Origin of the sequence: Streptomyces sp. NPDC052109, assembly GCF_040680195.1 — a bacterium.
In the GTDB taxonomy this organism is placed as follows: domain Bacteria; phylum Actinomycetota; class Actinomycetes; order Streptomycetales; family Streptomycetaceae; genus Streptomyces.
Map to the genome: position 1 here is coordinate 39,970 of NZ_JBFAWF010000038.1, position 12,711 is coordinate 52,680.

At 72.3% G+C, this 12,711-nt stretch carries 9 protein-coding genes; 5 read left to right on the top strand and 4 right to left on the bottom strand.

Features of this window, described 5'->3' with window-relative positions:
• Window positions 1-112: 112 nt before the first annotated feature.
• From AB0L59_RS40385 to mtnA, 4 genes are all read right to left on the bottom strand, one after another.
• Entirely contained in the window at window positions 113-1,954 is a 1,842-nt protein-coding gene (locus tag AB0L59_RS40385; protein WP_365592678.1) for an LpqB family beta-propeller domain-containing protein, read from the bottom strand.
• The gene (mtrB, locus tag AB0L59_RS40390; protein WP_365592681.1) at window positions 1,944-4,037 is read right to left on the bottom strand and encodes an MtrAB system histidine kinase MtrB; all 2,094 of its coding nucleotides are present in this window, start codon (window positions 4,035-4,037) and stop codon (window positions 1,944-1,946) included. Before mtrB ends, AB0L59_RS40385 begins: the two co-directional genes overlap by 11 nt.
• Window position 4,038: 1 nt before the next feature.
• Complete coding sequence (gene mtrA / locus AB0L59_RS40395; protein ID WP_191870552.1) at window positions 4,039-4,728, bottom strand: two-component system response regulator MtrA; 690 nt, start codon at window positions 4,726-4,728, stop codon at window positions 4,039-4,041.
• An 894-nt stretch (window positions 4,729-5,622) separates the two neighbouring features.
• Window positions 5,623-6,765 (bottom strand): S-methyl-5-thioribose-1-phosphate isomerase, encoded by a 1,143-nt coding sequence (gene mtnA / locus AB0L59_RS40400; protein ID WP_365592683.1) that lies wholly within the window; start codon window positions 6,763-6,765, stop codon window positions 5,623-5,625.
• A 140-nt stretch (window positions 6,766-6,905) separates the two neighbouring features.
• Here mtnA and AB0L59_RS40405 point away from each other — a divergent pair, with 140 nt between their 5' ends.
• The 5 genes from AB0L59_RS40405 (at window position 6,906) to AB0L59_RS40425 (ending at window position 12,576) form a co-directional block, all read left to right on the top strand.
• Window positions 6,906-8,300 (top strand): glycerophosphoryl diester phosphodiesterase membrane domain-containing protein, encoded by a 1,395-nt coding sequence (locus AB0L59_RS40405; RefSeq protein WP_365592685.1) that lies wholly within the window; start codon window positions 6,906-6,908, stop codon window positions 8,298-8,300.
• A 73-nt stretch (window positions 8,301-8,373) separates the two neighbouring features.
• Complete coding sequence (locus AB0L59_RS40410) at window positions 8,374-9,084, top strand: DUF4129 domain-containing protein (protein WP_365592696.1); 711 nt, start codon at window positions 8,374-8,376, stop codon at window positions 9,082-9,084.
• The gene (locus AB0L59_RS40415) at window positions 9,081-10,274 is read left to right on the top strand and encodes a DUF4350 domain-containing protein (protein ID WP_365592688.1); all 1,194 of its coding nucleotides are present in this window, start codon (window positions 9,081-9,083) and stop codon (window positions 10,272-10,274) included. Before AB0L59_RS40410 ends, AB0L59_RS40415 begins: the two co-directional genes overlap by 4 nt.
• A complete protein-coding gene (locus tag AB0L59_RS40420; RefSeq protein WP_365592691.1) occupies window positions 10,271-11,263 on the top strand; it encodes a MoxR family ATPase in 993 nt (330 codons plus the stop codon). Before AB0L59_RS40415 ends, AB0L59_RS40420 begins: the two co-directional genes overlap by 4 nt.
• On the top strand, window positions 11,263-12,576 hold the full coding sequence (locus AB0L59_RS40425; RefSeq protein ID WP_365592693.1) for a DUF58 domain-containing protein: 1,314 nt from the start codon (window positions 11,263-11,265) through the stop codon (window positions 12,574-12,576). The genes AB0L59_RS40420 and AB0L59_RS40425 overlap by 1 nt, the downstream gene beginning before the upstream one ends.
• Window positions 12,577-12,711 lie beyond the last annotated feature (135 nt).

The window sequence follows — 12,711 nt, forward strand, 5'->3', positions numbered from 1 at the left end:
GGCCGTAGCCAGACCTCCCGGAACAACCAAGGGCCGTCGACAGGCCTCTGCGGGGCCAAGGGGACGTAAGGGGCACGAACTGAACCGGCACCCCCACCGGACGGACCGTCGCTCAGCCCGGGTAAGCCGGTGCCGTCCCGTCCTTGTCCACCTTCTGCCACTGCGCCCCGGACGGCAGCCGTACGATCCCGTCGTCCTCCGAGTAGGCCACGAGCGGTACCCGCTCGTCCTCGGACGCGGCGATCGCCTTGACGCCGGTGAGCGCACCCGGCGCCGGACCGTCGAGCGTCGAGCCGTCGACCTGGACGTACCGCATCTGCAGCACACCGCCCTGCTCCCGGCCGACCACGAGCAGCCTGCTGTCCCCGGCCCACGACAGGGCGCTGACCTGCTCCAGATCGGGTGCCGCGGAGCGCAGCTCGACCACCGACGTGCCCTGCCCGGTGCCGTCGTCACGCTGGATCCGGCCGATGAGCAGGGACTGCTTGCCGTCCTTGCCCTCCACCACGAGCGCGATCCGCACCCCGTCGGCGGCGACCCGCGCGTCCTTGATCCGGCCGGACAGGTCCGGGACCGCGACCTCCTCCGTCTTGGCGGCGCCCTGTTGGCGGACGTACAGCCGCGGACGGTGCGGGTTGCGGTCGGCCACCCACAGGTCGCCGCGGGCGTCCCAGCTCGGTGTCGTCAACCGCTCGTCCGGGGTCGGGCCCTGACTGGTCACCAGCGCGTTTCCGAGCGAACCGCCCGACGCCAGCGACGTCACGTACAGCGACCTGCCCTGGTCGGCGACGCCGGCCGCGGTGTGCTCGTCCCGCGACACCGCCACCGACTCGAGCGCCTTGCCGCCCTCGCCCAGCGCACCGGGCACCGGGACGGCGCTGGTGGTCGTACTCCCCGTCGGCGTCCGCACCAGCCGGTGCTTGCTGTCAAGGTAGTACAGGTTGTCGGGGCTCTTGGCCGACCCGCGCCAGGCGGTGGTCTCGGCGCGTTCCTCGCTCAGGTCGCACAGCCGGTGGCCGCCGACACCCTGCAGCTCGACGGACTCCAGCGTCGGCGCCAGGTTCCGCAGCGTGAACAGCAGCTGCGTCGCCATCTCGGTGCACTTGGTGGCCGCGACCTGGGACACCTTGAGGTTCAGCGGCACGGTCAGCTTGTTCTGGTCGTCCGGCGCCAGTCCCGACACGTCCTTCTGCACCGCCGTACCGGTCGGGAAGCTGGACCTGACAACAGGACCGAGCCAGCGGGTGGGGCCGTTCACCAGCGAGCGGACCATCTGTGTCATCGGGTCGACCTTGCTGCGCACGAACACCGGATCGGCGACCGCCACCGGCTCCCCCGTGGACCCGACCGTGGCGTCAGAGGCGAAGTAGTACTTGTCGACGGACGTGTAGTTGCGCTGGAAGTCCGACTTGCCCATGACGACACCGTCGGGGAGCGCGTCGATGCGCCACTGGCCGTTCTTGGGGTCCCGCGTAAGGTGCACCTTCTTGCGGTAGGGACCGTCGGCGGGCTCGTACGCCTGCTGCGAGTCCACGGTCGCGACCCGGCTGCCTGCCAGGACACAGGTGACGACGCTGGTCGGTTCCGTGCCGCCGCCCGCCCGGCAGTCGGGCTCGATGCTCGGCCCGTTGGCGAGGACGGTGGTGGACTGCTCGGGCCGCCAGCTGCGCGCCGCGTCGGACGTCAGATACTTGCGGGCCGTGTCGTACGCCGGGTCGTCGCTGGTCAGCGCCTCCAGGAAGCCCTGCATGATCTCGGCGGGCCCGGCGCCCTCGGCCGGCGGCATGGCGAACACCCGGACACCCGTGTCCTGCCGCGGCGTGGACTCCACGTTACGCAGATCCCCGCTGTCGGGCATCGAGGCACAACCGGCCAGCAGTACGGTCCCCAAGGCGGCGTAGGCCACCGCGCGTCCCGGCCCGGGCCGGGCGCCCCCCGTGCGGTCATCGCCCACGAAATGCCTCCCCTGGCTCCGTCGAGTTCTCCGCTGCGGCCGCGTCCGTGCCGGGTGCCGGTTCCGTGGCGGGCCTGTCGTCCGCGGGCCGTGGGCCACCGGTGGGCCGGGGCACCACGCGCGCGCCGTTTCCGTTGCCGGGCAGTGCGGCCGGGTCGGCGGCGGGTGCGACGGCGGACAACCGCGGCGCGATCGGGGCGCGCGACGGCAGCGCCGACGCCTGGGCGCCACCCTGCTGTACGGGCACGGTCGCCCGCTTCTCCTCGCCCCCGCCGGGCAGACCGGCCTCGTCGAGGCCGCGGTTGCGGCGCGAGTCCTTGGGCTCCAGCGGTATGGGGGAGCCCCGCAGCGGCTCGTCGGCGGTCCTGGGCAGCGTCAGCCGGAACTGGGAGCCGCCGCCGGGCTCACCCCAGGCCTGCAGCCAGCCGCCGTGCAGCCGCGCGTCCTCCAGGGCGATCGACAGCCCGAGGCCCGTGCCGCCCGTGGTACGCGCGCGTGCCGGGTCCGCCCGCCAGAAGCGACTGAAGACACGTGTCGCCTCGCCCGGCTTGAGCCCGACGCCGTAGTCGCGCACCGCGACGGCCACCGCGCCGCCCGCCGCGGCGAGCCTGACGACGACGTCCCTGCCCTCGCCGTGCTCGACGGCGTTGACGACGAGATTGCGCAGCACGCGCTCCACGCGCCGGGCGTCGGCCTCGGCGACGACGGGCTGCTGGTCGCCGAGCACGCGTATGTGCGTGCCCTTGCGCTCGGCGAGCGGCTCGGCGCCGCTGACCACGCGCCGCACGACCTCCCTGAGGTCTATCGGCTCGGCCTCCAGCGCCGCCGCGCCCGCGTCGAAGCGGCTGATCTCCAGCAGGTCCGCGAGCAGCGACTCGAACCGGTCCAGCTGGTCGGCGAGCAGCTCGGCCGACCGGGCGGTCACCGGGTCGAAGTCCTCGCGCGCCTCATGGATGACATCGGCGGCCATACGGACGGTCGTCAGCGGGGTGCGCAGCTCGTGCGAGACGTCCGACACGAACCGGCGCTGCATCCGCGACAGGTCCTCCAGCTGCTGGATCTTCACCTGGAGGTTCTGCGCCATCTTGTTGAACGCCTCGCCCAGGCGTGCGATGTCGTCCTCGCCGGTGACCTTCATCCGCTCCTGCAGCCGCCCGGCGGACAGCCGCTCCGCGATCCCGGCCGCCATCCGCACCGGCGTGACGACCTGGCGCACCACCAGCCACGCGATGGCGCCGAGCAGGACGACGACGAACAGCCCGGCGGTCGCGAGCGTGCCCTTGACCAGGCTCAGGGACTTCTCCTCCTGCGTGAGCGGGAAGAGGTAGTACAGCTCGTACGGCCGCCCGTTGGGGTCGTTGACCTGCTTGCCGATGACCAGCGCCGGCTGCGAGTCCTTGCCGTTGGAGTAGACGATCCGGGTGTAGCTCTGGGCGGCAGTCGTCCCGCTGTTGACCCGCTCGCGCAGGTCGGCGGGCACGCTGGAGGTCGGGTTGACGTTCCCCGAGCCGCGAGGGCTGCGACCGCCGCCGCTGTCGTCGCCGACGGGCAGGGTGACCACGTCGAAGGCGCCCGCGCCGCCACTGGACAGCGACTCCACGAGGTCGCTCATCCACTGGATGACGTTCTGCGACTGCCGGCCGTCCGTACTCGCCGTGCCGTCGGCGGTACCGGTCCCGGCACCGGTGCCGGTGCCGGTGGCCGCCTCGTCGGCTCGCTGCTTGGCCACCGCGAAGCCGCCGGTGGCCTGGCTCTGCGAGGCCTTCACCTTCGCGTCCAGCAGGCCGTTGCGCACCTGCCCGATCACGACGAAGCCCAGCAGCAGGACCACACCCAACGACATCACCAGCGTCGTGGCGACGACCCGCAGCTGGATGTTGCGCCGCCACAGCCGCATCACCGGCAGCAGCGGACGGCGCACCCAGCGCAGGAACAGCCGGAACACCGGGCTGCCGTGGACCCCGCCCTCGAGCAGCCCGCCCTCGAAGAGACTCCTGAACCGGGCGCCCGCCGTCCGGCCGACAGGCCGCCTCGAAGGGGCCCCGGACCGACCGGGAGCCGAAGCGGCGCTGTCCCCGGACACGTCAGCTCGGCCCGGCCTTGTAACCGACACCACGGACGGTCACCACGATCTCCGGCCGCTCCGGGTCCTTCTCGACCTTGGAGCGCAGCCGCTGGACATGCACGTTGACGAGCCGCGTGTCGGCGGCGTGCCGGTAGCCCCAGACCTGCTCGAGCAGCACCTCACGCGTGAACACCTGCCACGGCTTGCGGGCCAGCGCGACCAGCAGGTCGAACTCCAGCGGCGTCAGTGCGATCGACTGCCCGTCCCGCTTGACCGAGTGCCCGGCCACGTCGATGACCAGGTCACCGATGGTGAGCTGCTCCGGCGCCGGCTCCTCCGACCTCCGCAGCCGCGCCCGGATCCGGGCGACCAGCTCCTTCGGCTTGAACGGCTTGACGATGTAGTCGTCGGCGCCCGACTCCAGGCCCACGACCACGTCTACGGTGTCGCTCTTCGCCGTGAGCATCACGATCGGCACCCCGGACTCCGCCCGGATCAGCCGGCACACCTCGATGCCGTCCCGGCCGGGCAGCATCAGGTCGAGCAGCACCAGATCGGGCTTGGTCTCCCGGAAAGCGGCCAGCGCCTTGTCGCCGTCGGCTACGAAAGACGGCTCAAAACCTTCACCACGCAGCACGATGCCGAGCATCTCGGCCAGTGCGGTGTCGTCGTCGACGACAAGGACTCGTCCCTTCATAAACGACATCATCCCATTCTCATAACAGCGACAGGCGCCCTGGTGAGGGAGGTCACTGGCCGGTGACCTTAGTCGTACGGAGCCGTCACTGTCTGCCCCTGGCCGCCGCCGTCGATGTCCGTGACGAAGGTCGGCTCGGCGGAGTCCCGCCGGCGCCGTGACCCGACACCACTACGAGGGCCGGCGTCGGTGAAGCCCTGCCGCTCCCCGTCTGGTCCTGGGAGCCCGTATCGCCCGTCGTCCCGCGATCATCGATCGCCGCCGCCCCCACCGATGGGCGCCTCCCGGTACGACGCGCCCGGCGAGTCCGGACGACCCGGTCAAGGGCCGCCGCCGGGCCCCAGAGCACCAGTTCGGAAGATCGGGGGCGCACAGGGGTCACTCGGGGCCTTTTCGCGGCCTTCCGACCCGCGCGGTTCGTCGCCTGGGCGGCTAGATCGGCGCTCACGCGGCCACTCCGGCGAGCATGGGCACGGGCGCTCCACCGCCAACGGAGCGCCGTCAGGAGCCTTGACCGATCCGCCTCATCCTTGTGTGCCGTCAGGCGACGGAGTCGGCTTACGGCGCCGAGCAAGTCGGCGCCGAGCCACCCAGACGCTGTTCGAGACCAGCACCACCGCTCCTGCGATGGGCCAGCCCACGGATCCGCCCTCGCGGTGCATGCTGACACCTACGGCCAACAGCATTGCGCCGACCGCCAGGCCCATCAGGTCGTGGAGGAGGTCCATCCGGCTCACGACCTTCGAAAAGTTGCCCACGGATTGATCGTGACAGGCGCACCTACCCACGGCGTAGGCAGGTTGGCTCCTTTACGGCTCTCGTGAGGTCTGCGGTCGGAAGGGCGCCGCTCGCGCGTGCCGGCGGGAAGCGGCGTACGCGGGGAGCCCCGTCCCACCTGCCGTCCCATCAGCTCATCGTCACCTGGCGTGACCTGGCACACAGCTCCACGAGAGCCTCGGCCGTCACGGGTGAAACGACACCCTCCTCGGTGACGATCGCCGTCACCAGCTCGGGCGGCGTCACGTCGAACGCCGGGTTGTACGCCTGGGTCCCCAGGGGTGCCACCGGAATCCCGCCCCCCGCTCCCGACACCGGAACCTGGGGCGCTGTGACCTCTGTCACCTCGAAGGCGGGTCGCTGCTCGACCTCGATGGACGCCCCGTCGGGAGTGTCCGGGTCGACCGTCGTCACCGGCGCCACCACGATGAACGGGACATGGTGGTACCGCGCCAGTACCGCAAGCGGATAGCTCCCCACCTTGTTCGCCACCGAGCCGTCGGCCGCGATCCGGTCCGCCCCGATGAGCACCGCGTCCACCTCACCCGCGGCGAACAGGGAACCCGCCGCGTTGTCGGTGAGCAAGGTGTACGCCACGCCGCTGCGGGCCGCTTCGTACGCCGTCAGGCGAGCACCTTGCAGCAGCGGACGCGTTTCGTCCACCCACAGCCGCCGCAGCCGCCCCTCGCGATGTGCCGCGAGGGCCACCGCGAAGGCCGTGCCCTCGCCCCCTGACACCAGCGAACCGGAGTTGCAGTGCGTGAGGATCCGGTGCCCGCCACCGGGCAGCAGCTCGTCCAGCAGGGCCAGACCGTGAGCCGCCATCCGGACGCTGGCCTCTGCGTCCTCCTCGTGCAGCGCGCGCGCCGCGGCCAGAGCCGCGGTGGCCGCCTCCGTGGGGTCGCCGCTCCTCGCGAGAACGGCCCGATGCGCGGCCTCGGCCCGGCGCACGCCGACGGACAAGTTCACCGCGGTGGGCCGGGCACCTTCGAGCGCCCGTGCCGCCTCGGCCACCTCGAAGCCGCGCGCGGCGGCGAGCGCGACACCGTACGCGCCCGCGATCCCCAACAGCGGCGCCCCGCGCACGGCGAGCGAACGGATCGCCTCCACCAGCGCCGGCGCGTCCGTGCACACCAGCTCGACCTCCTCGGCCGGCAGCCGAGTCTGATCGAGAAGCACCAGCACAGGACCTTCGGGTGGTTCCTCCCATCGGATCGCAGGTATCTCGGTCTGCCGGTTGTCCCTGTCGGGTCGCGCCTGCTGATCAGCCATGCGGTCAGTCTGCCCCGGATCCGGCGGACAATTGAAGGCATCCAGCCCCCACCGCGGCAGGTCCCCGGATGACCACCCCATGGCACGATGGCTGCCAACCTGCCGCCGCGACCGCGGACGGGCACCGAGAAGGAGCTTCGATGACAGACACTCCGGGCTGGGCCTCGCCCGGATCCGCCCCGTCGAACGAGGGGCGGGAACCCGGCGCGTCCGATCCCGCCGAGCCTGCCGACCGCCCCGGCGACCCCGCGCCCGCACAGCAGCCGGACCCGAACGCGCAGAGCCCCGGCGTGAAGTGGTCCAAGGAGCAGCCGCCACCCGGCCAGTGGTCGGCGCCCACCGGTGCCCCCAGCCCCCACCGTGCGCCGCCCCCACCGCCCCACCCGGGCTGGGCCGACCGCCCACCGGGCGCCCCCGGCACCGGCGGCCACGGCGGCGGATACGCAGGCCCTCCCGGCGGCCACGGAGGCCCGCCCGCCGGCTACGGCGGTTACGGCACCCCCGGCGGTTACGGAGGCTGGGGCGGCGGCTGGGGCAGCCCCCCGCCCGCGGCCAAGCCCGGCGTCATCCCGCTGCGCCCGCTCGGCGTCGGCGAGATCCTCGACGGCGCCGTCTCCACCATGCGCGCCCACTGGCGTACGGTGCTCGGCATCTCCCTGGCGGTCGCTCTCATCCTCGACGTCAGCATGGTCCTGCTGCAGGGCTTCGTCCTGAACGACACCGCCGTCCAGACCACGATCAGCGATCCCAACGCCAGCCCCCACGAAGCGCTGCACGCCCTGCGCGAGACCATGATCGGCAGCGGGATCATCTCGGTGATCCGCTCGGTCGCCGTGATCATCGCGACCGCCCTGCTCACCACCATCACCAGCCGAGCCGTCCTCGGCAGACCGATCAGCGCGGGCGAGGCCTGGCGCGAAGCCCGGCCGCAGATTCCGAAGCTCTTCGGGCTGCTCATCCTGCTGGGCCTGATCTTCGCCGCCGTCGTCACCGTGGGCGTACTGCCCGGCCTCCTCGTCCTGCTCGGCGGCAACAGCGACGGCGGAGCCGGCCTGCTCGTCCTGGGCATGCTGGCAGCCACCGTCGTCGTGGTGTGGCTGGGGATCCGCTTCTACCTGGCCGCACCCGCCCTGATGCTGGAACGGCAGAGCGTCGTGAAGGCACTGAAGCGCTCCACGAAACTCGTCCGCGGCGCCTGGTGGCGCACCTTCGGCATCGTGCTGCTCACCCTGCTCATCACCGCCATCATGTCGGCGATCATCACCGTCCCCTTCACGGCCGTCGGGGCCGCCGTGAGCGGTGACACCATCAACAACGTGCTCGGCGCCGGCGGCGGACACCTCGGCTGGACGTCCCTGATCATCAGCGGAATCGGCGCCTTGATCGGCACCACGCTCACCCTGCCCATCAGCGCGGGCGTCACCGTCCTCCTCTACATCGACCAGCGCATCCGACGCGAGGCCCTCGACCTCGAACTGGCCCGCGCCGCCGATGTGCAGGGCAGCAGCGCCCCCGGCCCGGTCCCGGGGAGCTGATGCGGTGAGTCTCACGGGGGGAGTGCTCACGGCGGCGGCCCAGTCGGGCGCCGGCAGCACAGTCGTACGAGGCCTGCTGCGCGCGACGGACACGGCCGTCCGCGCGGTCGGCGGCTCGGGAGACCAGCCGCCCGTGACCATCCCGCGCGGTCCCGCGCGAGAGGCGGCTCGCCGCGAACTGTCCAAGCGGATGTACCACGAGAACGACCCAGGACTGTTCGAGCGCGCCCTGAACGCGTTCTGGGACTGGCTCGACCGGCTGCTCAACTCGGCCGCCGCCGCGACACCCGGCGGCACGGTCGGCCTGATCGTCGTGGCCCTGTTCGTCGTCGCGGTCCTGGCCGCCCTGTGGTGGCGCCTGGGCACCCCACGCCGGCAACCCTCCACCACCACGGTCCTGTTCGACGACCGCCCCCGCAGCGCCGCAGAACACCGCGCGACCGCGGAGGCACACGCGGCCCAGGGCCACTGGAACCAAGCCGTGCAGGAACGCATGCGGGCGATCGTCCGGTCCCTGGAGGAGCGCACTCTGCTCGACGTCCGTCCGGGCCGCACCGCCGACGAAGCAGCCGCCGAGGCCGGCCGAACGCTGCCCGCACACGCCGACCGACTGCGCGCCGCCGCCCGCGAGTTCGACGACGTGACATACGGCGGCCGCGGGGCCACCGAGCAGTCGTACCACCGCATCGCCGAACTCGACCGCGACCTGGAGCGCGCCAGGCCCGCACTCGCCCACAGCACCGCCAACACGGCCCACAGCACCCGCCAAGGGGCCGCCCAGTGACCGCCGAGCCCACGCCGCCCACGTCCACCGCGCCCACCGTCCGCCAGGTGTGGACCCGCGCGCGCGGCATCACGCTCGCCGCCGTACTGATCCTCGCGGCGGCCGTCGCCATCGCGGCCGTACGCTCCACCGCCCGGCACGGCGAACTGGACCCACGCTCCGCCGACCCCTACGGCAGCCGCGCCATCGCCCAACTCCTCGCCGACCGAGGCGTCTCCACACGCGTGGTCACCACGCTCGGCGGGGCACGCGCCGCTGCCGGTCCGGACACCACCCTCCTGGTCGCCGTACCCGACCTGCTGACGAGCCGTCAACAGACTCAGCTGCGCCAGGCCGTCGCCACCTCCGGCGGGCGCACCCTTCTCGTCGCGGCCGGCAGCGCGTCCGTCGAGCGTCTCGCCCCCGGAGTCACCGCGGACCCCGCCACCAGCAGCGGCACCACGCTCGCGCCCGGCTGCACCCTGCCCGAAGCCCGACGCGCCGGCAGCGCCGACACCGGTGGCATCCGCTACACCACCACCCACCTCGACGCCGACGTCTGCTATCCCAGCGAGCGCCTCGCCACCCTGCTGCGCATCCCCGAGACGTCCGGGGGCGGTGACACCGTCGTGCTCGGCGCGCCCGACATCCTCTACAACGACCACCTCGACAAGCAGGGCAACGCCTCGCTCGCCCTCCAACTCCTCGGCTCCCGCCCCCATCTGGCCTGGTACCTCCCCTCACTCTCCGACTCCTCGGCCACCGACACCGACGGCCAGAAGGGCTTTCTCGACCTGCTCCCCTCGGGCTGGCTCTGGGGCACCCTGCAGCTGTTCCTCGCGGCCGTCCTCGCCGCCTTCTGGCGGGCACGCCGCTTCGGCCCTCTCGTGCCCGAGAAACTCCCCGTCGCGATCCGCGCATCCGAGACCGCCGAAGGCCGCGCCCGCCTCTACCGCAAAGCCAACGCCCGTGACCGCGCGGCCACCGCTCTTCGCTCCGCCACCCGCACCCGCCTCGCCCCGCTCGTCGGCGTCCCCGTCGCCCAGGCGCACACACCCGAGGCCCTGCTCCCCGCCCTGTCCGCGCACCTCACCGGCGACGGACCCGCCCTGCACTCCCTCCTCTTCGGACCGCCGCCCGGCGACGACGCGGCCCTCCTCGCACTCACCGACCAACTCGACGCCCTCGAAAGAGAGGTACGCCGTCCATGATGGCCCCGACCACTGACAACGCCGGGAACACCGGGGACGCGGCCACCGCCCGGGCTTCCCTGGAAGCCCTGCGCGCCGAGATCGCCAAAGCCGTGGTCGGCCAGGACCCCGCCGTGACCGGCCTCGTCGTCGCCCTCCTCTGCCGCGGACACGTTCTCCTTGAAGGAGTCCCCGGAGTCGCCAAAACGTTGCTCGTCCGCACCCTCGCATCCGCGCTCGAACTCGACACCAAGCGCGTCCAGTTCACTCCCGACCTGATGCCGAGCGACGTCACCGGCTCCCTCGTCTACGACACCCGCACCGCCGAGTTCTCCTTCCAGGAAGGACCGGTCTTCACCAACCTCCTCCTCGCGGACGAGATCAACCGCACCCCGCCCAAGACCCAGTCCTCCCTCCTCGAAGCCATGGAGGAACGCCAGGTCACGGTCGACGGAAGACCGCGTCCGCTCCCCGAACCGTTCCTGGTCGCCGCCACGCAGAACCCGGTCGAGTACGAGGGCACCTACCCTCTCCCCGAAGCCCAACTGGACCGTTTCCTCCTCAAACTGACGATCCCTCTGCCTTCACGCCAGGACGAGATCGACGTGCTGGCCCGCCACGCCTCGGGCTTCAACCCGCGCGACCTGCACGCCGCCGGCGTACGCCCCGTCGCCGGCCCCTCCGACCTGGAAGCGGCCCGCGCCGCCGTCGCCAAGACGGCCGTGTCCCCCGAGATCACTGCCTATGTCGTGGACATCTGCCGCGCCACCCGCGAGTCGCCCTCCCTCACCCTCGGCGTCTCCCCGCGCGGTGCCACCGCCCTCCTGGCCACCTCGCGCGCGTGGGCATGGCTCACGGGCCGCGACTACGTCACCCCCGACGACGTGAAGGCCCTCGCCCTGCCGACGCTGCGCCATCGCGTCCAGCTGCGGCCCGAGGCGGAGATGGAAGGCGTGACGGCAGACTCCGTCATCAACGCCATCCTCACCCACGTCCCGGTCCCCCGCTGATGGCCCTCACCGGACGCGCCGCCCTCCTCGCGGCCCTCGGATCGATCCCCGTCGGCGTCCTCGAACCAGGCTGGGCGGGCATCCTCGCGGTCAACGGCCCGCTGGCCCTCGCGTGCGCCTGCGACTACGCGCTCGCCGCACCCGTACGACGGCTCGTCCTGGCCCGGTCCGGCGACACCTCCACCCGTCTGGGCGAGACCGCAGACGTCACGCTCACGATCACCAACCCGTCCCGTCGTCGCCCCCTGCGGGCGCTGCTGCGGGACGCATGGCCGCCCAGCAGCTGGCAGCCCGGCACCGAGACCGCGGCCTCCCGCCACCGCCTGACCGTCGCCCCGGGCGAACGCCGACGCGTGACGACCAGGCTGCGTCCGACTCGCCGTGGCGACCACCAGGCCGACCGCGTGACGATCCGCTCCTACGGGCCCCTCGGCCTCTTTTCTCGCCAAGGCACCCACAAGCTGCCCTGGTCGGTACGCGTCCTGCCCCCGTTCACCAGCAGAAAGCATCTCCCGTCGAAACTCGCCCGATTGCGTGAACTCGACGGCCGCACCAGCGTGCTGACCCGCGGCGAGGGCACGGAGTTCGACAGCCTGCGCGAGTACGTTCCCGGAGACGACACCCGCTCGATCGACTGGCGAGCCACCGCCCGCCAGTCCGCCGTCGCCGTCCGCACCTGGCGCCCCGAACGCGACCGCCACATCCTGCTCGTCCTGGACACCGGCCGCACGTCCGCCGGCCGCGTAGGCGACGCACCGCGCCTCGACGCCTCCATGGACGCCGCACTTCTCCTCGCGGCACTGGCCTCCCGAGCCGGCGATCGTGTCGCGCTCCTGGCGTACGACCGCCGGGTACGCGCCCTGGTCCAGAGCCGTTCGGCAGGAGACGTACTCCCGGGCCTGGTGAACGCCATGGCCACGCTGGAACCGGAGCTCGTCGAGACCGACGCTCGCGGGCTCACGGCGGCGGCTCTGCGTACGGCACCTCGCCGCTCCCTGATCGTGCTGCTCACGACGCTAGACGCGGCTCCGGTGGAACAGGGCCTGCTCCCCGTACTTCCGCAGCTCACCCAACGGCACACGCTTCTGGTCGCTTCGGTGGCCGATACGCACATTGCGCGTATGGCCGAGGCAAGGGGAGACGCGGAAGCGGTCTACGAGGCGGCGGCTGCGGCTCAGGCCCAGAGTGAACGTCAGCGGACTGCCGAGCAGCTCCGCCGTCACGGGGTGACGGTCGTGGACGCCACGCCGGAGGAGCTGGCGCCGACACTGGCTGATGCGTATCTGGCTCTGAAGGCGGCGGGCCGGCTCTGACCGGCTCCCGCTCCGCCGCCCTTCGGGGATTAAAAGCCCTGAAACGCAGAAAGGCCCACGCCGTGTGGCGTGGGCCTTTCCCAAGAATTGTTCGGCGGCGTCCTACTCTCCCACAGGGTCCCCCCTGCAGTACCA

What these genes read in the sequence shown, in the direction of transcription:
- mtrA (WP_191870552.1), bottom strand. Translation starts at nt 4,728, where the DNA reads ATGATGTCGTTTATGAAGGGACGAGTCCTTGTCGTCGACGACGACACC.
- mtnA (WP_365592683.1), bottom strand. Translation starts at nt 6,765, where the DNA reads ATGGCTGATCAGCAGGCGCGACCCGACAGGGACAACCGGCAGACCGAG.
- AB0L59_RS40405 (WP_365592685.1), top strand. Translation starts at nt 6,906, where the DNA reads ATGACAGACACTCCGGGCTGGGCCTCGCCCGGATCCGCCCCGTCGAAC.
- AB0L59_RS40420 (WP_365592691.1), top strand. Translation starts at nt 10,271, where the DNA reads ATGATGGCCCCGACCACTGACAACGCCGGGAACACCGGGGACGCGGCC.
- AB0L59_RS40425 (WP_365592693.1), top strand. Translation starts at nt 11,263, where the DNA reads ATGGCCCTCACCGGACGCGCCGCCCTCCTCGCGGCCCTCGGATCGATC.